The sequence below is a fragment of the Brevibacillus sp. HB1.2 genome (assembly GCF_013332495.1).
GTDB lineage: Bacteria > Bacillota > Bacilli > Brevibacillales > Brevibacillaceae > Brevibacillus > Brevibacillus porteri.
The window spans coordinates 142,784-167,416 of sequence record NZ_JABMIU010000007.1; the positions used below are offsets into that span (position 1 = coordinate 142,784).

Here is a 24,633-nt window from a genome sequence, read left to right on the forward strand (position 1 = left end):
GTTACTCCCCTTTCACCGTAACGACTTCTCCTTCGGCATAGTACGTTATGCCGGAGATTAGGATTTGATTACCTGACTGAAGGCCCGATAGAATCTCGATGTTATTTCCAACAATTTGTCCCACTTGCACATCGCGTCTCTTGATTACACCATTCTCGACAACCATGACGAAGCGCTGTGTTTCCTTAATGCCCACGCTTTGGACGGGAACGAGCATTCCGTTCACTTTGCGTGCCATCTCTACAGTCGCGACCATCCCCTCGATCAACACGTTGTCTTTATTGGAAACAGCTATCTCTACAAGATACTTTCCCGTTTCCTGGTTAAGTACAGGTGAGATAAATGTAATGGTCCCTTTACTTTTGCCCTTTCCCTCCACTGCCACAGGCACCGTGTCCCCTTGCTTGTAGTTTTCCATCACATCCAATGGGACATCGACCTTCAGCTTCACATCCGAGCTATCAACCAGGTGAATGATACTTTCACCTGGCTGGGCAAGACTACCTGCCTTTTGGGTCACATCGATGACCGTTCCGCTAAATGGCGCGACGAGTTGCGTTTCTTGAAGGGTTTTCTTTGCGAGCTCTACTTCACTGGCCGCTTGTTTCAAATCGGCATCTGCACTGGCAATCTCGTTGACTTCCGCACCCTTTAGCAACTTATCCAACGTAATTCGCGCCTCTTGTAGCGAAATCTCGTTTTGCTCTTTTTCCGACTGTGCACTGTCCAGCTCACTCTGCGAAATAGCACCGCCCTTAAACAGCTCTTGGGCTGTCTCCCATTTCCGTTGCGCATCCTTCATGCGCTTTTCCTGGCTGTCCACTGCCAAGCGTTGTTTGCTGATGAGATCGGCGCTTGCTCCTTGCAACGTTTTTGAACGCAACGCTGATGCGCTTTGAACCTGGCTTTGTGCCGCTTCCAGCCCTTTTTGATAATAGTTCGTATTTAATGAACTTAATACCTGGCCCTGTGTCACCTTTGCCCCTTTTGTTACGTTCATTCGTTCAATCGTACCAGAAGCCCCAAAGGCTAAATGGCTCTCCTGTTTATATTCAACGAAAGCAGTAAGTGGTATCGGCAGGGAATCTGTCTGTTTTACGGTGTGCACCTGCACGATCTTTTGCTTGGTTTGCTCCGCTTCCTGTTTCGTTTCCACTCCACATCCCGTGATGAACATCAGTACAACGGTCAAAACGACGTAGCGCATACTCTTCACGTAGAGTCCTCCAGTAGTTTTGTCATTGTCTTTTTGAATGAAGCTGACATCATATTCTCTCTCTCGTTATCGTGACCTTGCTCAAGCAGACTTGTCTGTCGCAACCACCTGTTCTTCTTTTTTCTTAAAGTATTGACTCACTTGCTTGTTCAGATGAGCGATCAAAGCGACTACGAAAATGACGGCACCTGAGACCAACAAGAGATATGGCCAATAAACGGCCTCCAGTAAAATACCGTACAACCAGATCCCAAACGGTACGGCCACTCCGGTAAAAGTCCCGACCACGCCAAACATGCTGGCACGCAAATGCTCAGGCGTGTTCAATTGAACAAAGGTAAAGATCGGGATGTTCCCCATGGAGTTGAAGATGGCGGAGACCAATAAAATCCCGACAAACACGCCCGTAATGATCCACGAGGCGTTACTCATTTCCGGAACAAAAATCGGAAAGATCCACGTCATCAAGAGAATCCCTTGCACTTGAATCAAAAGGAAGATTTTATTCTCAACGTATTTGCTCACCTTTTTCATAGAGACAATAGCCGCTCCGATAATGATCCCGATAAACCAGGAGGACTGAATAAAGGAGAATTGCTCCATCGATACTTTTTCGACTCGATAGGCAATATGCAGCAGCCCTACATACATGAGCGGAGGGAAAATAAAGTTGAGCAGAAGGAAAATCAGGAACAAGTACTTGATGACGACCTGTTCACGGATATATTGGAAGACTTCCTTGATTGTGTCTGTATAGCTTTGCGTTGTCTCCTGTACAACCTCAGTCTTGCGGAAACGGAGGAACATCTGCATGATCCCTGCTCCGATAAAAGAAAGGCCATCAATCAGCAAAATCATTTCCATCCCGACTAACCCATAGGCAACCGCCCCTACCAAAGGAGCCGCTACATTGAGAATGGCACTGATCGCTTGATAAATAGAGTTCATACTTCCTACTCTTTCTTCGTCTACCAGCTCAGGAATGGATGCTTGCAAAGCGAGATACGTAAAGGCCTGAATGGTACTGATCACGAAGGCGTATCCGACAAATAGCCATAGATTCGTGGGAAACTGAAGGAAAAACAGTAAAAACAAGAGAACGAGCGCACCGCTTAGCAGCTCGGTGACAACCATGATTTTTTTCTTGTTGTGTCTATCAATATAGGCGCCTGCAAAAATATTAATCAGCACCCCTGGCAAGTACGAAAAGCCCAAAACAGTTGCAAATGCAGCGGAAGAACCCGTCACATCCGCAATGTACAGAGCAAGAGCAAATTTGTAGACACCGCTACCTAATTCTGTGATAAAACGAGTGAAAGAAAAGAGAAAAATATTCAATCCGTATCCGTATGTTTGGTTGCCCATCTTAACCTCCCTGAATAGTAATCCCTCTAGGTGACAATTTATTTCGGCAAGAGGAACCCGCTACACCCCACGGACAATAAATCCGGAATAGAGCGGAATCCATCTGCCGATTTCCAATACGATTCCTAGGCGATTCTTAGCGTATGACTAGAGGCGATCCTATCAATTTTTTCGCTTCCTCCTCCAAGATCACTCGCAGCTTCCTTTCATCCTCGCGATATGGCAAAGCCATAAAAATAGTCATTTTGCCCATGGATGTATAGGAAGCCTCAAAGAGAATACGTTTCTTTCCTTTTATAAACAGGTGATCGTATTCACTTGGTTGACTCTTGTTCTGCTCACCCAGAAAGTTACAAATAATAGGCGTCATCTGCATGGATTGGATGAGTGAGTGATTAGAAAGAGGATAGTTTTCCGTTACATCATGACTTTGCACGAGATTGGTGAAATGAATGTTCCTCTCCTTTGCGAGATCCAACCGAGCTTTCACATACGTTTCCAACTCATCCAAACTCGACGCTGGATCAATATGAAGCGGAATATGATCGATGCACTCGCCAAGCACATCGAAGAAATGGTTCCCCATAAAGGATCTGCCAAAGTTCATGAGGAAGATGGGTGCCTTTTGGACTCCATAACTTCTTTCGCAAAATCTGGCTAAAAGAGCAATCGGAATCCGTGCATTTTCTGTCTCCTGCGAGTTGTCCATATCCAGTTCGCAGGTAACAATCGTGTAGCCGTCCAAAGCGGATGAAGATGCGAGTTGTCTTTCTATGGACAAAAGACTATTCTCAAATGCGTGAAGATCAAATTCCTCCATGAGCTGTTGATCTTCGATTCCGATTGGACCCTTGGTAATTTGCTGGACGAAATCCCAATACGTATTCCCATCATTTTCCGAGAGCTCTGTACCATTCTCCAACGCTTCGTAATATAGGTTCATGTCGTTTTGCAGAACCTCACTGCTAATAAAATCAAAAATGAGATGCGATGCCGGGAATAGGAACGAGTACTCTTTCTCGCTCTCTTTCAGCAAGATCACTTTGTAAGACAAAGAACCGATCGAATCATGCTGCTTGTAAAAATATTCGCTCAGTAAAAGATGGCGCACCGCTTCTTTTCTGTCATCCGAGTCGCTCGATACATCCACAACAGGGAGCGCAATCTCACTAGGGCAAGGATATTCTTTCCAATATGGCTCTTCTTCCTCAAAAGCCAACGTGCATCGCAGTAAATGATGCCGCTCCAGGACTTTACGAAATGCCTTTTCCAGTGTCTTAGGATCGATCATCCGCCCAAAGCGAATCACTGTTCCAGAAATGTCCTTTTCCTGTACATGATAGCGCTGTGAAGGTGACAGCGGCTGTCTGATAAAAGTCTGCGGAGTGACGATCGCCTCCGAATAACGGAGGAGCTTCTGATCGAGGTCGTTGACGAGGCGCTCCTGCCATGGCAATGATTCATTCTCATCTAGTGCAGCCTCTTGGATATCATTCCTCTCTTTTTCCCATGCTTTTTGCGAGAGATCCAGATATTGAATGGCGTGCGGCTGAATTGCAGGATCACAAGACGTACGCAATACGGACAGTATTTCTTGGTGTTTGTCCCGCGCATTTTCCTCCACGTACAGAACAGCTCGATGCTTGTTGCCGAAGGGCAACTCTACATAATTGCTTCGTACTTGAAAATGAGCGTAAATCAAGGTTTCCAGCTCTTTTTTATCTTGCGCTTTTGTGGTGCGAACTCGGTTTACTGTATCTACATATCCTGCTAGCGCTCTGACTGTGTCATATTGGAAGATCGTTTGAATCTTTACTTCTATTCCTTCCTTATGAAGTCGCGCTACCAGTTGGATCGCTTTGATAGAATGCCCACCCAGATCATAAAAATGGTCATCCACACTGATTTCCTGTAGGTCGAGCACTTCTTTCCAAATTTCCGCCAGCCTAATCTCCTGCTCTGTAACAGGTGGATTCATCTGCTTACTTGCCTCCCTGATCATGGCAGGCTCAGGTAATGCTTTCCGATCTATTTTTCCGTTTGGTGTTATAGGCATTCTCTCAAGGATGTGGATATACGTTGGTACCATATAGGCCGGAAGAGTGGCCAAAAGCTCCTGACGCAAATCTCTGTTCCAATCAGGCTGCTCCCAGACCAGATAAGCGATCAGGCAGGCATCTCCTCCCTGCTCTTTTTTGGCCAACACGACCGCTTCCTTCACTCCCGCCTGGGATAGGATCACGTTTTCAACCTCATCAAGCTCGATACGGAAACCACGTATCTTGACCTGGTTGTCCATTCGCCCCAAATATTCCAGACTACCATCCGCAAGCCATTTCACCATGTCTCCCGTCTTGTAGAGCCTCGAACCGGTCATAAACGGATCTGCCACAAATTTCTCGTTCGTCAATTCCTCGCGATTGATGTAGCCATCAGCGACGCTAATACCCGCGATAGCCAGCTCACCAGGAATTCCCTGGGGCTGCAAATGACCGTGCGCATCCAGCACATATACTTTTGTGTTGGCAATGGGCTTTCCGATTGGCACTTGCTGCGGCAGCCTCTCTTGCCCTTCATACGTCCAAGTCGTTGCACAAATCGTTGTTTCGGTTGGACCGTATGCATTGATGTATCGGCAATGCGCACTCCATTTATGGACAAGCTCCCAGTTTGCCGCGGAGCCTGCGGTGATTAATGTCTTCAATTTCGGGAAATTTTCCGGCTCTAAATACGTAACAAAGGTAGGTGGAAGCGTCGCGACTGTTACTTCATGCCGTAGCAGATACTCACTGAAAGCCTGCGGATCGAGTACGACATTCTTTGAAACAATGACCAATCTCGCCCCCGTCAATACCCCCATCGTAAACTCCCAGACAGAGGCATCAAAAGAGATGCTGGCAAACTGCAACACCTTGTCCTTTTGGGTGATCCCGAGATCGTTGATGAAAAACTGCTGGAGGTTGGCGATTCCGACGTGGTGCAGCCTTACCCCCTTTGGCTTCCCCGTTGACCCGGATGTATAAATGACGTAGGCCAGGTCACTCGAACGATGAAGGGTCTGTACAACAGGTGAAACATCGTTGTATACGCTCCTATCATCAAGATTGATCAATGTTGCTGCTGGGAGAATACTTTCTGCATACGATACCGTCGGATCATGGACCAAAACAATGCTGGCCCCGCTATCTTCGATCATATAGCTGATCCGTTCGCTCGGATGGTCGGTACTAATTGGAAGAAAGGCACCGCCCGCTTTTAAAACGGCCAAGATGGCGAGGCTGTATGCAGTAGAGCGCTCTACCATCACAGCAACAATGCTGCCTGGTTTTACCCCTTTCTCACGCAGCACGTGGGCCAGCGCATCGGATTTGTCATCTAATTCCTGATACGTGTATGTGCCTTCCTGATCGACCACGGCAATGTAATCCGGCCCCTTTTTGACCTGTTCCTTAAATAGCTGGTCAATGGTTAGCGTTTGATCAACCAGCATCTCCGTGTCATTCCATTGTTGCAGAATGAGAGCCTGCTCCTCGTCTGTGACCATTTGCATTGTCGCAATCGGCTGGTCCGGATTACCGACGATACTTTGAATCAACTGATTCAAGTGCGCTCGTACTTTTTGCAGATAGGCATTGCTGTAAGCAAGTGCATTATAGATAAAGTGAATTTCTAATTCCTTTCCGGGAATAATGCACAAGTTGAAGTCGTAGCTGGTTTGCTCATATCCTTGGACATCCGTGATTCCGAATAAACCACCTTTTCCATCTTCGTCGAATGCCTCTTCCGTCAATGGATAGTTTTCAAAGACCATGAGATGCTGAATCAGGTTTTGTTTTAATGTGGTTTCGGACTGAATATCCGCCAGAGACAAGTATTGGTAGCTGCTTGTGACTGTGAAGAACTGTTGCACCTGCCGAAGCAACTCTGAAAATGTCTGTTTGCCTTCACTGCGAATTCGCATTGGGATCGTATTGACAAACAATCCAACCATTTCTTCTACGCCAACGAGCTCAGAGGGACGTCCCGAAACGACTGATCCGAAGACAACATCATTGGCATAATTGTATCGTTGCAGCAACAATCCCCAGAGGGAATGAAAGACGATGCTCAGTGTTACATCATTTGATCTCGCTATTTGCTCCAAACGGGCAGTCGTTTCCCGATCCATGCGAAATACGATCGATTCTCGTTGGTACCCCTTACCGGTTGAAATCGTTTCAACCGGTAAAGGAGATTGCTGATCAAATCCATCCAAGCTATCTCGCCAGAACGAGAGTCCCTCTTGTTTGTTTTGCTTGCCAAGCCAAGTGACATAGGTACTGAAAGAATACGGTGGAGCCAGCTCAGCCTTCTTATTTTGAAGATAAGAGCGATAGATATGGAAAAAGTCTTTTGCGACAATTCCCAGGCACCAGCCATCCATAATAATATGGTGGAAGCTCCACACCATCTTGTATTTTGATTCGCTCAATTTCATAACGGTAATCCGAAACAACAGATCTTTTTCCAGATCAAATCTCTTGCCCCGATCCCTTACAAGAAATTGCTCCACAAATGCTTCTTGTTCATCCTGAGTCAGGTCAGAGATGTCCTCGATCTGAATAGCTGCTTCTCTTTGCTTCAACACGATCTGCAGAGGCTTTTTACTTTCTTTATAGTGAAAGACTGTTCGCAGGATATCGAATCTTTCAACGAGGTCTCGAAAGCTCTGATCAAGGAGATCAAGCCGCAACGACTCCTCCATCGTAATCACCGTTTGTTCGAAGTGGACCTCTGATTCAGGATGAAGGATAAAGTGATACAGCATGCCTTCCTGCATAGGTGTCAAGCGGTATATATTTTTAATCTGAACACCATTCAAACCTCATCACCATCTATCATTGAATTTTTTCACCCAGCAGTTGGGAAAGATGATCTAATTCCTCAATGGACAGCTCATCGTATGTGAAATCTGTTGGGCTTTGCTCGACTGACTCTTTCGATAAGCAGTGCGTAATGATTTCTACGATCTTTTCTCGGTAGGCATCCACGAGGCGCTGAATGGTTCCTTCTTCAAACTCTTCACGATGATACGTAAAAGTAAGTGTCAGCTTGCGATTCACCACCATTCCATTCACATCAAGCGCAAAGGATCGAATGGCGGACGGACTGATTTCTCGGCCCGGTGAAAGAGAGGAAGTCGTTATGCTGCCAGATTCCAAGTCTGTATCGAACTGTCCCAAATAGTTAAAACTGATCTCGGGCTTTACCTGGAACGTTAACGGAACTTCGGTTTGTCTCGCAGTCAGATACTGCAAAATACTGTATCCAACCCCTTTGTTCGGCACACGTCGCAGGCTGTCTTTCACCATTTTGATCTGGTAGCCAACGGATTCCGATCGGCTCATATCCAGTACGAATGGATACTGGGCTGTAAACCATCCGACGGTGCGTGAAACATCGATGTCCTTCACGATCTCTTCTCTACCATGTCCCTCCAGATTGACGAGCACATGATCTATCGACGCCCACTCATTTACCGCCAAACCTAACGCCGTAAGCAACAAATCATTTACTTCCGTGTTATAAGCCTGGTGGCTCTGCTTCAGTAGCTTTTCTGTGTAGGCTTCATCAAGCTCGATGGTGACATCTGTTGTATCTCGCATAAGCGGTGCCCCAATCGTTTCCGCCTTTGCCAGAGGAGAGAATGGCATTCCCTCAACCTGCTTCCAATATGCGATTTCCTGTTGAATCTCGCTTCCTTGCGCATATTTTTGCAATTCTTCTGACCATGTTTGATAGGAATCGGTTTTCATAGGCAAAGTAGGCTCTTCTTTCTGTAGCAAGGAGTCATACACCGTATGGAAATCTTCTAGAAGAATCCGCCATGAGACACCATCAACTACGAGATGATGAATCACGATTAACAGGTGATCTCCTGCATCTGTTCGGAAAAGGCCAAGATTTACCAACGCAGTATCCGTCAAATCGATCCCTTCCTGTATGAGTTGCGCTGCTTGCTCCATTTCCACTACGCTTTGAGCCGGGAACTCTCTGATCATAATGGAGACTTGGCACTCGTCTAGTTCCCGATGTTCCTGTACAATGTCCGACTCTTTCATTTGGAATTTCATTCGCAAAGCATCATGATGCTCAATCAGCTTCATAAATGCTTGTTGAACCAGCTCTGGATCAAAGCCAGCTTCACTGAACAACATGACAGATTGATTGTAATGATGCGGGTTCTGATGGTTTTGTTCAAAGAAGTTCATCTGGATCGGTGTCAATGTTACTGCTCCCCTTACAGGCCCTTGCTCAATCTGTCTGGTCAGCGTCTGGAGATATCTTGCTGCACTGCGAATGCGCGGGTTTTGGAACAAGTCTTTCAAGCGAAGCTCATACGCATGACTCCTCAATCTCGCTATCATCTGAAGAGCTTTAATAGAGTCTCCCCCAAGCTCAAAGAAGTTGTGTGTCACACTTACTTGCGCAAGCCCCAGCACATCCTTCCAGATGGTGACCATGATTTGTTCCTGTTCATCGGACGGCTCGACGATGTGTTCCTCCACCAAGAGAGAGCGATCAGGAATGGGGAGTTTTTTCCGATCCACTTTTCCAACAGCGGTAATCGGCATAGCGTCTAGTCGAACGAAGAAAGAAGGAATCATGTAATCGGGCAAATCTTTCGCGAGCAGGTCTCTCCACTCGTCAGCGGCAAGCTCATGCTCTGTCACAATATACGCGCATAAGTACTTGCTTCCATTTTCTTCTTCTCTGGCGATCACGATTGCTTCTTTTACCTGTTCTAGCGAAAGCAACTTGCTTTCAATTTCCCCTGGCTCGATTCGATATCCCCTAATTTTGATCTGGAAATCCCTTCTGCCCAGGAAGTGAATGTTTCCATCCGGTAAGTAGACAGCCAAATCCCCTGTCTTATACATTTTTTCATAGCCCGGTTCCGCGTATGGATTATCGACAAAACTTTGCTTCGTTTGCTGCTCATTATGCAAATAACCTAGCCCAAGCGGCATGCCAGAGATGTAGATTTCGCCAGGGACACCTATCGGCACTCGCTTTCCGTACGCATCGAGAAGAAGGATTTTCGTGTTGAATATCGGTTTTCCAATCGGAATGCGATCTTCCTCTCCCGTAATTTGATAGGCAATGCATCCGATACTTGCTTCTGTCGGGCCATACAAATTCGTCGGTGATACATACTGGAATATTTTCAGGAATTTGGAAACTGCGGACGGAACGATTTCCTCGCCGCCGATAATGATCTTTTTGAGCGATTGTAATTTGCCCTGCAGCTCGAGATTTTCAGCTAACTGATTGACGATCACATTAAAGACAGATGGGACGAAATCAGTTAAGGTAATTTGTTCGTCTTCAATGATTCCAGCCATGTAATCAGCCGAGACTGTCATCCCCGTAGTAGGCAAGACCGTTTTTCCGCCATTCGTCAGCGGCCAGAAGAATTGCCAAATGGCACTGTCGTATACATGGTTGGTGGTCTGAAGGACAGATTGCGCTGCGTCTTGTCCAAAGTAGTCATCCATCCAGAGAAAGCGGTTGACGATCCCTCTATGCGGTACGACGACTCCTTTTGGTTTGCCTGTTGAACCAGAAGTAAAAATGACATAGATGGGGTCTTCCGGCGATACGGACAAATTAGGATTTTCGGTTTCCGTTGTCAGGTGCCCCAGATCAATCGCAACCAAATTCGCTCCCAAATCCGTCTCCGTAAAGGAATGGTCAGATTCTACGAATACGAACTCGCTACCCAGCTCGGCAATAACAGACTGGAGTCGATCGACAGGCCACTGAATGTCCAATGGTGAAAACGCTGCTCCCGTCTTCATTACACCTAATAACGATACGACCAATTCCAGACTTCTTTCCATCAGCACAGGTACATACTTGCCTTTTCCTATACCGCGGTTCAACAGATCAGAAGCGACTGCATTGGCTTTCTCGTTCAATTGTTGGTACGTGATTGTCGAGCCTTGATAGGAAACGGCAATGCGATTCGGATAAAGGCTGGCTGATTCCTCGATGGCAACATGGATCGGTTGTACCACAGGATAATCTCGCTTCGTATCATTACTGAGCTTCTCCATAAACTGCACTTCTTCTGGAGACATGAGGTCAATCTCGCCCACAAGAATATCCATGTTAGCAGCTACCTGCCGCAGTACGTTGGTAAAATGGCTGATAAAACGCTCCATCGTCTCAGGCTTAAATAAACTGGTGCTATATTCGCACTCCACAAAAAAGCTTTCATTTCTCGTCTCGACATTCATGACGATGTCTAGCTTGGATATTTTCGTTTGGAATGGATAAAGGCTGACCTCTACCCTGTTCCAATCAAATGCCGTATCTGCCACATTGTCATAGGAGAACATGGTGTCAAACAACGGATTCCTGCTTGGGTCACGTCGAACTTGAAGCTTCTCTACTAGGTCTTCCAATGGATAATCCTGATGTTCAAACGCCAGAAGTGCCTTCTCACTTAGCTCTTGGACAAACTCGCGGAACGTTTTGCTGCCTGCTGGATGATTTCGCAGTGCAAGCGTATTTACAAACATCCCCACTACATTTTGAACATCGGTGTGGTTACGTCCTGCCACTGGAGTCCCTACGACAATGTCCTCTTGCCCGGTATATTTGGACAGCAAAACGTTGTACGCCGCCAATAGAATCGAAAAGACTGTGACATTCGCTTCCTTCGCCAAGTCATGCAAGCTACGAGATACATCTGCCTCTATCTCGCTTTCGACCGTACCCCCTTCAAAGCTTTGAAACTGCGGTCGCTGATAGTCCGTAGGTAGATTCATAACAGGTAGCTCCCCGCTGAATTCATCTACCCAGAACTTCTCCTGCTTATGGGACTGCCCCGTCGCCTTGAGCTGTTTCAACCAAGCCGAATAATCCTTGTACTGAACGGTGAATGGTTTTGGATTTTGTCCGTTATACAGTTGATTCAACTCATCAATCACAATGCTCACCGATGTTCCATCTGCTATGATGTGGTGCATGTCAATCAGGAGCAAATGCTTGTCCTCCACCAGTTTTACCAGCTTGACGCGCAATAATGGAGCCAAGCTCAGTTCGAATGGTTGAATGAACGTCCGAATGAGATTTTCTATACTCTCAGGACTGTCCTCTGCGCGAGCATGATCGATAGCAAAACGGACAGAGTCATGGACAAATTGTTTCGGCTCACCATTTACGTAGTCGAAGGACGTACGGAACGCCTCATGCCTTTGAATGAGGGACTGGAATGCGTTTTCCAATGCCGCAGAATCCAGCTGCCCGGAAAGAATCAGAGCGCCTGCCATGTTATAGGCCACACTCGTTTCATCGAGTGATTGAACCGTGAAAATCCTTTTTTGCGAAGGAGAGAGCTCATAATTCTCTTGTTTTCCAACCAACTGAATCAAAGGCTTTTCGGTCAGTGTCGATTCAGAAATGACGTGGGCAAAACTTCTGACAGTAGGATTTTGGAAAACGGCTCGCAGCGGAATTTCTACCTGCCACTCCTTGTTCACTTTGGCAACAAGAATGGCGGCATGCAGCGAATGTCCACCGATTTCAAAGAATCGATCCAAAGCGCCGACTCGTTCGATACCCAAGACCTCTTGCCATATTCCTGCAAGTTTTCTTTCATTTTCTGTCGCTGGCTCTACGTATTCCTCGGATATTAGCTTAGAAAGATCGGGTTCAGGCAAAGCATTACGATCGATTTTGCCGTTTGGCGTCACAGGCAACTCTTCCAATTGGATGATAAAGGTTGGCACCATGAACTCAGGCAGGGAATCGGCTAAAAAGCCCTTGATTTCGGACGCACTTACTCCCTCATCCGTCGTGTAATATGCGCACAATACAACGGATTCATCTCCCTTTGTCTTCGGGAGCACAATGGCATTACGAACCTTTTCGTGCCGTAGCAGCTGATTTTCGACTTCACCCAGCTCCACACGATATCCACGAATCTTCAATTGGTAGTCCGAACGACCAACAAACTCCATATTTCCATCTGCCATCCAGCGCACAATATCGCCGGTTTTATACATGGTCTCACCAGGACGGAAAGGATTTTGGATGAAGCGCTCACGGGTTAATTCCTCTCGGTTCAGATACCCCCGCGCAACACCTGCTCCCCCGATATATAGTTCTCCGTACACGCCCACCGGCTGTGGCCGCCATTGGGAATCCAACACATAAAATTCTGTGTTTTGCAGCGGTTTTCCGATCGGAACATTTCCGGTTGTCATTTCGGTATCGCCAGCCATTTCGAAGTAGCTGGAATCAATAGCAGCCTCCGTGACTCCATAGCTATTGATGATTTTGAACTGCCCGAAACGCTCGACCAAGCGGACAAACGCTTCGCTTTGGCATGTATCCGAACCAAGAATCAGCAGTTTCAGATGAGTGAGCGGCAATCCATTTTGATAAATGTACTCCATAAAAGGAAGAACAAGAGCAGGTGTCGATTCAAACAAGGAAATTTCATACCGGGTCAACCACTGATAAAGAACCGGAAGATCAATCCTTACATCACTGGGACAAATCACCAAATGTCCACCATTCAGCAGGGCCCTGCACAAATCCCCCGCAAACACGTCAAAAGAGAAACTCGCCATCTGCAAGAGATTCACATTCATCTGTTCAAGTTCGTACTCATAGCGCCATGTATTCGCTACACTGACCAGATTGCGATGCTCGATCATAACCCCTTTGGGTTTGCCAGTCGTGCCGGATGTATAAATGATATAAGCGAGATCGCTCGGTCCGGAGATGGAGTCGAGATTGGACGAATCCTCTCTGTAACTGGCCTTTGCGTCCAGATCGATTATGGCGCCGCCGAAGTCTATTCCGCTCTGTCCATTTTGATTGACCAGCATGACCTTTGCCTGACTGTCTTCCAGCATGAATGAAATGCGGTCCTTCGGATATTGAGGATCAATCGGAACATAGGCACCACCCGCCTTCATGACGGCCAGAACAGCGACGACCATGTTAATCGAGCGTTCTGCCAAAATCGCAACGGAGCTGTTTGGCTTTACACCCTGATCACGCAGAGTCCGTGCCAAGCGGTTTGCTTTCGCATTGAGTTCCTGATAGCTGATCTGCTCTTCCCCGTAAGAAACAGCGACTTGCTCTGCATGGCGTATTGCTTCTGCCTCAAACCATTCATAGAACGTTGGATAGAGAGGAGTGGAAATTTGCGTTCTCGCTTGATTAAAGTCGGCAACAACCTGCTTGACGTCTTCGCTGGACAAGTACTCCAAATCAGCTAGACAACTCTCATTCGATTGCAGAATGGAATGAAGAATCTTGGCAAAGTGATTGGCCATTCGCTCAACCGTATCGCGTTTAAACAGATGAGTGCTGTAATCAAATTGGCAAGTGAGCGTTGTCCCATCGTCATGGACATCAAGACTGAGATCAAAGAGGGACACACCTTTTGGATATTCATACGTCGTGACTTTGAAATCGTCTGAGGCCACGTCGTCAAAGGATTCATAATGGTAATCAAACATGGTATCAAATAGCGGATTGCGGCTCAAATCTTTGTTTAGTTGCAGAGCATCAACCAGTTTTTCAAACGGGTACTCCTGGTTTTCAAAGGCACGTATGGCTTGATTTTTCACTTCTTTCAGGAAATCCGTAAAGGTCTTGCTTCCTGTTGGATAGTTTCGGATGGCCAACGTATTTACAAACATGCCCATCATTCGTTCCAAATCAGGGTGTTGTCTTCCCGCCACAGCAGAACCGACAATCAGCTCCTCCTGCCCCGTGTATCGATAAAGAAGTACATTGTAAGCAGCAAGCAGTACCATATACAAGGTCGTGTCCGTTTCCCTAGCCAATTGGAGCAACTGCTTCCTGACTTCCTCATCGATCTGCATTGTTAAGCGGTCACCTTCAAAGGATTGAACCGGCGGTCTTTGGTAATCAATGGGAAGCTTCAGTACTGGGAGCTCTCCTTGGCTAAATTGCGTAAGCCAGTACTCCTTTTGAGCCAAGAGCTGTTCTGAATGCTCCCTCTCTTGCTCCCATGCCACGAAATCTTTATACGTCACGCCGAGTTCAGGCAGTGATTCTCCTCTATACGTATGGAGCAGCTCACGGATAAACAGAGAGACCGAATAGCCGTCCGAAATAATGTGATGCATGTCCACAGCCACAATAAAGCGTTTGGCTGACACTTGGAAGATTTTCGCCCGAATAAGCGGTGCTTTGCTGAGATCAAATGGCTGGATAAAGGTGCGAATCGCCTCATTTACATCCACTTCGGACAATTGCTCGACCTCAATATCCAATGACAAATCGTCATGTAAAATTTGCACGACTTCATTATCTCTGATGACAAAGTTGGTTCGGAAAGACTCGTGCCTTTGTACAACCTGTTGCAAAGAGTGAATCAGACGATCAAGTTCCAGCTCCCCATCCAATTGTAAGTAACCGGATAGGTTATAGGCGGTTCCTCCATCCAGACCTTGGAGGATGTACATTCTTTTTTGTGCGGAAGAAGACTTATAGTATGGCTGCAACTCGCATGAGCGAATGGGAGTAAAAGCTTGATGCTTTGAAGAGTCTACATATTTGGCTAAATCACGTATCGTCTGCGATTGAAAAATTTGATGCAAAGGAATTTGCACATGGCATTCCTTGTAGATTCTGCTGAGCATGACAGTCGCTTGTAAGGAGTTCCCGCCTTGTTCAAAAAAATTATCATCCAGATACATCGGGGAGCTTCCCAAGATTTCTTGCCAAATGACCCTGATGGTCTCTTCGGTCGCCGTACCAGCCTGCTCTACTTCTCTGTCTCTCGTACTTCTTTGCCCTGCAAGACGATCGGATAAATGGATGATTTGGATTTCTCCATTTCCTAGGGGAACAGCCGTTTTCATTGTTCGCTGCCAATGAGACGGGTCAGCATGCTCGAATCCCCCATCAGCCAGATACACCTGTCCGACCGCACCCACAGGGGCCAATTGCTGATATTGATCCAGGACATAGAGGGAAGCTCGTCCTACTCGATCATCTGGCACATCCTGCAAAAGTTCTGTCCATTCCGCTGCATATTTGCCCAGGTTGCCACTGGATTCGCGTATCATTCTTTCCATCTCATTGGGCTGTAAAAGTGACAGTGCACGAATTTTTTCCTGATCGTCTTCTGCAATACGATGCAAAAGATTGGCAAAGTAGACGCCCCACTTGCGAAGAATCTCTGTGGTTACTACCCCGCTTCGTGCATCCACATCAACCACAAGCTCTCCGCCCACTTCTGTCACGTTGACAAAAAGATCGTACTTGCTGTAAATGATCCGATTGGGCAACAGCGTAGCCTTCATTTGAGCGAAAGTCAGGTTGTGAAGCGGTCGATCCATATTGAACAACACAGAAAGCTCTGGCAAGTTCTGATGCGGCAAATTCTCAGCTAATGCTGCAAAGGAGTAAGCTTGATGCTTTTCCATCTCCGCAACCGCTTGTTTCACCCGGGACAAATAATCCGCTGCCGTATCATTGCCGTCAATCTCCGTGCAAACCGGCAACAGATTGACGCAGTTTCCGATCAAGGACATTTTGCCGATATGGGATTGACCCGCAGTAGGAATCGCAACAACCATTTTTCTATTCCCAAGAATGCGATGTAGGAAGAGGTTAAAAGAAGCCAGTAAGGTAATAAACAGACTGTTCTTGTTTTGAATGCTTCTTTTTCTTGCCTTCCTTGTGATGTTACTGTCGATCTTGAAGGTAATTCGCTCGCCTGTAAAAGTTGGTTTTCCCACTTCTCGTTGCTCTAAAGGAAAAACGAGCTTGGGGATTGGCTCTGCAAATTTTTCGTTCCAGTACGTGAGCGCGTCCTGAAACGCTGGATTCTGCATCTGATCTTCTTGCCAATTTCGGTACGTAGAAAACGGTGTAGACGGCTCGAGCGATATTGGTCGTTTCTGTGTAAGGGCCGAGTAAATATCATCCAGCTCTTTTATAAAAACAGCCATGGACCACCCATCCGCAATCATGTGATGGAAGGTGTAGGAAGTCAGGAATTTGGCGGTAGCCAGCTTGATGACACTTACCCGATACAGGGGGTCCTCAGAAGACAGGTCAAATGGCGTGCCTGTTTGTTCATCCAATAGCTGATTCCTTTTTTCTTCCTGTTCCTCGGATGAAAGGTTGCTCAAATCCACGAATCGAACACGTATGTCCCTATTGGGCAGTACCACCTGGTACTCCCCGTTTGAATCAATGATGGTCCGCAATGCTTCATGACGATCCACCATGGTTTGGACTGCCCGCTCAAACACAGGGATATCAAGCTCACCCTCCACCTGAAGGGAGATGGTCTCGTTAAAAGCGGCGGATGCTTCCACGCGATATTTGACTGCAAACCACATTTGTTTCTGTTCAGGGCTAAGAGGAAGCTTCAGTTGTTCCCCCACACTTTCCACAGGCGTTGCCTCTGGCATTTGTCCATCACGTCTCGTAACGTTTGTCATTTCGACGACTTGATTTTGTTTCCGTCCACCACTCGGAGAAGTTGTGGGTGGCTCCGGCAAAAAACCTCCTCGCCTTAGATCATCAATACTTTCCTTCACCGCATGGATCAGTCTTTCAATATCCTCATCGGAATGGGCTGTGGAAAGGAAGCAATTTCTGCCCTCCCATATATAAATGCCCTTGCTAATCAGATGATAGAAGAACAATTCTATATCGGTAAACGATACGAAGCGGAACAAGGAGCCGCAATTAATCATCTGGATTGGAATCTGTTCGTTCTTAAAATACGCGTTAAGTGTTTCTACCAAGTAGAGGGTCTTTTGAGTCAATTCTTCCTGAAGCTTCGGCCCCTGTTCCTTCAAATATTCCAGAGTAGCGATCGCAGCGTGCATCGTCAGTGGATGCGTGCAAAACGTTCCGCCCACAAACGTCTTTTTCTCGGCATTTACCGGGTAAGAATGATCCCCAAAATTCCAGATTCCCCCGTCTACTGCATCCATGAACGCAGCTTTACCGGCTACAACACCGATCGGCATGCCACCACCCGGAACTTTTCCATACGTAACGAGGTCTGCTTCTATTCCGTACCACGCCTGTGCTCCACCAAGATGTATTCGGAATCCTGTAATGATTTCGTCAAAAATAAGGGCAGTGCCTGATTGGCTTGTAATCTCTCTGACTTCCTTCAAGAATTCCACTGGCTGCAGATCTGGACGGCGGCTTTGAACAGGCTCGACTAATACTGCGGCCAGTTCATGTGCATGTTTTTTGATCAGCTCGATTGATTTTGGATGGTTGTAGTTTAAGACCAGGACGTCATCCACCGTATGCTGGGTAATACCTGGTGCCATCGGTATGGCCTTCCCGTCCTGGGACTCAGGATCAGCAACAGTCAGAACGCCGTCAAATGTTCCATGATAGGAGCCGGAAAATAATGCGATTTTCGAACGGCCTGTAACAGCTCTAGCCAAGCGCAGTGCCACCATTACTGCCTCTGTCCCCGAATTGTAAAAGGCGACACGCTCTACTCCGGATAGCTCGCTGATTAATTCTGCTACCCTTCCAGCTACATCCGACATAGGACCCAGCGGAGGCAGATCAGATTGAATCTGTTCCTCCAGCTTTTTCATGATAAATGTGGGATTATGACCGAGCAGGTTTACACCAAACCCCATCGTCAGATCGATATATTCATTCCCATCCAGATCCCACATTTTTGAACCAGCTGATGCTTGTGTAATGATCGGATAGACCATTTCCTTCCAATACGAACGGAATCCAGACACATTGCGATTGTTGGCATGAACAAATCGGTGCTCTTGCGTATACTTCTTGGAGTGCTTTGTCTTTTCCGTATAGCTTTGAATGAATGCGTTCAAATACTCTCTTTGTGTCGGTGTAAAATTGCCTCGTTCACCGATCATCAGTGGCTGATACGGTATAAATGGCTTCTGGCGTTCCTCTTCATTCACCTTGACGGGTGGTTTACCTTCGGGTTTCTTGCTCTCGGGAGCTACAGGCACAGATTCAACTTGTTGCTTTGGTACAAAGCTTTGTTCTTGATTCAACAGCTCCAATTGCTTTTGTAACAGCGTAGCCATTTGGTTTTGGTGTTCAGACAAGAGCGAAATCTGCTTTTCGATAATGGTTTCAACCGCCCCTGTGCTTCTCGAGACTGGCATTTTCATGGTTTGTTCAATCGGCTCTGATTGTTGAATATGGTGAACGTCATTCTGTTCCACAACTACGTTTGCTTTCGGTTGCTCGATTGCCATCCATTCCATTTGTTTGGCAGAAGCCACAGCGGGGCTACTGGATAGCTCCAGAGCGATGTGGGCCGCTAGCTTGTCCACACTGGTAATGGTTTCAAACAACTCTTGGGCCGGAATGACCACTCCAAACTTTTCTTGAATTTCACGATTGATTTGTACGAGCATAATAGAATCCAAGCCTAGCTCCAGAAAATGAAGGGATGGATCAATTTCATCTACAGCAAAACCAGAAGCATGATGAACCAACTCTTTCAGAACTTTTGCGATTGGCGCAGTTCCTATCTCTGACACAGTAGCACCTCTATTTCCGCTAATAGTATTCGTCTGTTCTGGAATGATGCTGATTACATCATCTGTAATCCAAGAGCGATGCTGATCGAAAGGATAGACCGGCAGTGGCATTTTTCTTCTCTTTTTGCCATCTCTGTAGAACTCATCCCAGTCAACCGTAGCTCCCTGTACATACAAATCGCATAATGTCGTGGCATACGAATACTTCATCTCTGTACTCGCCTTGTGGTACTTTTCTTGCACATCCCGAGCGGATTGACTCAACAGATGAACGGTTTCTTCTGGAACGCGCTTTTTACCAGGTGAGTAGACGAAAACATCTCGATCATTTTCAAGCCGGACCGCCAATCGGTCGAGCTTTTGTTCGAAATCGCTGCGACTATGCAAAATGAGTGCAATCCGATAGGGAAGCGTTTCTCTCCCAGTATTTGCTGTATAGCACAAATCAGACAGAGAAAGCGGTCCGCTGGAAGAAAGAAACTCCCGGTACTTTTGAATCAGACGTTGAAGGGCTGACTCGGATTTGGTCGACAAGGTAAATACTTGCACCTCGTCTGAGACTGTCATCTCCGTTTCATTAACTGGCACATACTCTTCCAAAATAACGTGGCTATTGGTCCCGCTAAACCCAAACGAGCTAACCCCGCATCTCCTCGGATGTCCATCTGTTTCCCATTTTTCCAGTCTGTTTTGTACATAGACTGGCGACTTTTCAAATGCGAAATTCCGATTCGGCTTCTGGAAATGGACGAGGGCCGGCAGTTCTTTGTGCTTTAACTGCAAAGCAGCCTTAATCAATCCAGCGATTCCCGCTGCTTCATATAAATGTCCAATATTCGCTTTGACAGTGCCTATTCCACAAAACTGTTTTTTCTGTGTATATTGTCGGAATGCTCTCTGAATTCCATCCAGCTCAACGGGGTCCCCTAGTTTTGTACCCGTTCCATGCGCCTCTATATAGCTAATCGTTTCAGGGTCGACTTGCGCATCCTCCCAAGCGTCTACGATCAATTCTGCCTGGGCCTGTGAGTTCGGTGCGGTAATCCCGACTGTAACGCCGTCTTGATTCACAGCGCTTCCCTTAATCACTGCATAGATGTGATCCCCGTCCTCGATGGCTTTTTCCAAAGGTTTTAACAGAACAGTAGCTACGCCTTCTCCCCAACCCGTTCCATCAGATTGATCGTCAAACGCCCTTGAACGGTTGTCAGAGGATTCCATTCCGATTCCAGCCTTCAGCGCCAGCAGGATAGTTTTGACTCCACCTGCCAATGCCATCTCACAATCTCCGTTTTGGATAGCCTTGCACGCCATATGAACCGCAACCAAGGAAGAAGAGCAGGCTGTATCCACTGTGACAGCAGGGCCACGCAAATCAAGCAAGTGCGAGATGCGGCTTGCAATAATGGAAGGAAGGTTGCCTACTGCATAAGAGGGCAAATCCTTGGGACTTACCACTGACAAAAGGCGTTCGTAATCGTATCCCAACTTGGAGAATCCGACATACACCCCTACTTTTTCCCCTGAAAGCTTGTGTCCGCCATAGCCTGCATCCTCTAGCGTATTCCAAGCATTTTCAAGGAACAGCCTTTGGTTGGGGTCCATTAGCTTTGCTTCTTTTGGGGTGATCGAGAAGAATGAATAGTCAAACTTATCAATCTCCTCTAAATAACCACCCTCCACAAGGCTTGGATTGCCCTGCTCGCTTCTGACCAGCGATACATATTGTTCTGTGTCCTTTCGTCTCTGACCATGAAGCTCATGAATACAATCCTTTCCTCCCCGGATGTTTTGCCAAAATTGATCCACATCCTGAGCCTGCGGGAACTTACAAGAAATACCAATAATCGCGATATCCTTTTGTTTCTGTTGGCTCGTATCTGTCTCTTTTATGCGATCAGTCGCTTGATCGTCGTGGAAGAGACTGCGAGAAAGCTTGGAGATCGTCGGATAGGCAAACAAATCGGTAACCGCCAATGTGATCCCCATCTCTTCTTCTATCCGCCCTGCTAACTGGGTCAACTGCATAGAGGACACGCCTACGTCAAAATAACTGTCGTTTGGTCCCAATTTGTCTGATTGAAGCACCTCGCGGCAAATCGTAAGCAATTGTTTTTCTAATTCTTCACGTAACTGCGGTGATTGATCGGTTCTCTCCTCTTTTACCTCTTCGGTGATTCGGCGTTGCATCTCCTCGGTAACATCGCGGAATGCTCCAGACTGATACTCCCTGGCCACTCTATATCGTTCGACTTTTCCACTCGTGGTTTTGGGGATGCGCTGAATCGGCAAGACCTCGCTTATTCTCCACCCTGTTCGCTCGTTCAAATGCATTTTCACTTTCTTAGAAAGCGCAATGAAGTCTTCTACACTTTTCCGATGAAGGATAAACACGAGAATGTCTTCTTCTTTGCTCTCCTCGTTAAATACCCCGCAAGCAACGACCTTCCCAAGCTCGACTCCTTCAACTTCCTCAGCAATCCGCTCAATATCATGCGGATAAACGTTTTGACCATTCACGAAGATGATGTCTTTTTCACGCCCCGTAATGACAAGACGTTCGTTTCGCATAAAACCCAGATCCCCTGTTCTGAGCCATCCATCAGCCGTCATTACATTTGCGGTGGCAACAGGGTTGTTGTAGTATCCAGCGGTTACATTCTTCCCTCTAATATGGATATGGCCAACCGTATCGCTTGGCAGCTCCCGATCCTCGTCATCACATATTCTTACCTCGCAAAAATCAATGGGGTAACCGACTTCTACTAGGGTGAGCGCTTCTGGATTTGTTTGATCCGTCATCTTGATTGGCTTTCCTATCTGGATAAACCTACGATCCAGAGAAATCGTTGTAAAATGCAAGTTTTGATCAGGTATCGATACTCCCACAGAGGCTTCAGCCAGTCCATAGCATGGGAGCATGCTTGTTTTCTTCAATCCATAAGGGCTCATCTGATCCAAAAAGTGATAAATTAATTCTGAAGCGATGGGTTCTGCACCATTTAGAATCGCGCGGAGCGTTGACAAATCCCACTCTTCTGCCACTTCTGGTTTAAACCTAGACAACACATATTTATACCCAAAGTTCGGAGAAGAAGTAATTGTCGCCTTGTGCTCGCTTGCTTTCTTCAACCATAGCGTAGGTCGCCTGATAAACAGTGAGGTATGAATAAAATAATGCTGAACTCCTGCGTACAACGGGGATAAATGGAACGCAATCATCCCCATGTCATGAGTTAAGGGCATCCAGCTTAGAAATGAGTCAGACTCAGTCGTTTCAAGTCTGTTATTAATCGCAAGCACATTATGGACAAGGTTTTCATGCGTCAGGGTAACCCCTTTTGGATCCCCTGTAGACCCCGATGAAAATTGAATAAAGGCCACATGATCAGCAGTAGGATAATAAATTGTGCCCTTCTCTTCTGTTTTCACGGTCTCATCAAGCAGGAAGGACTTTGACTTCAACGATTCCATTTCCGTCAGGTAGTTGTGTTTACTAAAGAAATCCTCCAGTCGTTTCCAGACACTGTCGGTTGTAATGAGATACGGATTGATTAATGTCCGCCAAACCTTCAACAGCTTAAGACGATGCTCTTCGTTATCCCCTACAGAGATAGGAACAGCAATCATTCCACCGAGTAAGCATCCCCAAAAAAGGCAGACAAACGTTCGGAGATTACTATCCTCAATTTGAAAAACGACCTCATCACCAGGCTTGATTCCATTTTTTTGGAGGACAAATAAATAACCGAGGGCTTCTTCATACAATTCTTTATAGGAAACAAACACCTCATTCTGGTCTCCCAAAATGAAGGTAACGCCTTTATGGTCCTCGTTCTTCCACAATTCCAGCGCTTCTACTAATGTCTGAACAATATGCAAAGCGTTGTTCCTCCCTTGTCCCGTGTTTGATAGTTTCTAACACTTGCCTGGTGAGCATAACCACTCCAAATGCTCCCTCTTGCTCCCCACGTGCATACAAGAGAAGTGAATTTCCCCAAGCTGTAACTCGTTGTACGAATCGCCTGTCTCCTGCTTTCTATTCCGGGCTGCACTTAGGCTCGAACCAGATATAAGCAAACAGCTATTCCATTCTGAATATTAGGAACCTTTACCCGGAACCATATCGCCACTTACCCGGAAAAAAGGGCAGCCCATTCTTTTTCTTTCAGTACTTTGGAATGCAACGAACGGATATACACACTTTACTTTTATCCCATTTATTGATTTTTATTGAAGAGTCAACCAGTAAGAAACCATCGTCATAGTGAGATGGGTGATTCTTACCTTTTTCTAGGAATGGATGTATCGATCAATCATTTTTTTAAATGGCTGGTTCTTTTGTCTTTTCTAGGAGTGGAATAAGGGCGATGATTAGAGTAACGGTCACATTGCAGCGAGTATAGCAGGGGAAATTGGTCATTGATTTGCAAATATTCACGTGGGCTAATATGATGGTGAACAATAAGAATATGAGTGATTTGGGAATATTTTACTATCCCATATATTGGAATACAAGACTTAAATTATTAATTTTTGCAATTTATTTAAATAAAAATTCATTACAATCTTACTCTGAACTTATCTTGACGCATATCAAAAAGGCTTTCACCCGCTCTTTGGAAAGAGAGGTGAAAGCCTTCGTTCTTGTTTTATTACTCTACTGAGTAAACCTTTCGGCTAGGCAGTTCCAAGCAATGGAGACGGCCGCCGTATACAGCCCCGCCGTCAATGCCGATGATTTTATTTTCTCCGTAAAACACATCATGTTTACCGTGCAAGTAACTGGTTGGCGTGTGACCAAAAATAACAGTCTTCTCCCCCTGGTAACCTTTATGGAACTCATCACGTATCCACATCAGCAGGTACGGGTCAGTCTCTGCAACTGGAGTCTCGGGATGTACACCCCCGTGAACAAAAATATAATCATCGGTTTCATAATAGCAGTTCAAGCCAGCCAAAAATTCCAGATGTTCTTTGACTGAAGAGGTGATTTCCAAGGCCTCCGGTACACCAGACTCCGTATCTGCTGCGGCATGACCATAGCTCGCCAACGTCTTTTGTGCGCCGTTTCGGAACCATCGTTCGATAAAGACAGGGTCTTGCTCGAATGATTTAACCATCATATGATCATGGTTGCCCATCAACACGATTGCTCCTTCTGCATGGAGCTGTTTTACCTTGTCGACGACCCCCTTCGACGCTGGTCCACGGTCTACATAATCACCTAGCAGGATCAATTGATCGTCTTGTGGATCGTACTGAACTTGCTCCATCAACGATTCCAGTTTGTCCAATTCCCCATGAATATCGCTGATTGCCAACAATCTTTTCATCCTACACCCTTCTTTCGCTCGTATACGGCTTCTCTTTCGTTACTGTCATGTCACCTTATTGTACGCCCCATTTCACCTGATTGCCAGCATGTCTGTCCAGCAAAAGCTTTTAAACGTGAAAAAAGCCCAGGCCCAAAATCATATATCAGGCCAAGGCTAT

General features: G+C 46.3%; 5 protein-coding genes. All 5 read right to left on the bottom strand.

Annotation, left to right across the window (positions count from 1 at the left end):
- Position 1: 1 nt before the first annotated feature.
- Positions 2-1,207, bottom strand: coding sequence for an efflux RND transporter periplasmic adaptor subunit (locus HPY28_RS17780; protein WP_217444835.1), 1,206 nt, complete (start codon positions 1,205-1,207; stop codon positions 2-4).
- A gap of 90 nt (positions 1,208-1,297) precedes the next feature.
- Entirely contained in the window at positions 1,298-2,581 is a 1,284-nt protein-coding gene (locus HPY28_RS17785) for an MFS transporter (protein WP_017249127.1), read from the bottom strand.
- 136 nt (positions 2,582-2,717) lie between these two features.
- Positions 2,718-7,442: a non-ribosomal peptide synthetase gene (locus tag HPY28_RS17790; RefSeq protein ID WP_174231070.1), complete on the bottom strand. Its 4,725-nt coding sequence runs from the start codon at positions 7,440-7,442 to the stop codon at positions 2,718-2,720.
- Between the two features lie 16 nt (positions 7,443-7,458).
- Positions 7,459-23,019, bottom strand: a complete 15,561-nt coding sequence (locus tag HPY28_RS17795) for a hybrid non-ribosomal peptide synthetase/type I polyketide synthase (protein ID WP_174231071.1) — start codon at positions 23,017-23,019, stop codon at positions 7,459-7,461.
- 773 nt (positions 23,020-23,792) lie between these two features.
- A complete protein-coding gene (locus HPY28_RS17800) occupies positions 23,793-24,473 on the bottom strand; it encodes a metallophosphoesterase family protein (protein WP_017249131.1) in 681 nt (226 codons plus the stop codon).
- Positions 24,474-24,633: the final 160 nt, after the last annotated feature.

What these genes read in the sequence shown, in the direction of transcription:
- HPY28_RS17780 (WP_217444835.1), bottom strand. Translation starts at nt 1,207, where the DNA reads ATGCGCTACGTCGTTTTGACCGTTGTACTGATGTTCATCACGGGATGT.
- HPY28_RS17785 (WP_017249127.1), bottom strand. Translation starts at nt 2,581, where the DNA reads ATGGGCAACCAAACATACGGATACGGATTGAATATTTTTCTCTTTTCT.
- HPY28_RS17800 (WP_017249131.1), bottom strand. Translation starts at nt 24,473, where the DNA reads ATGAAAAGATTGTTGGCAATCAGCGATATTCATGGGGAATTGGACAAA.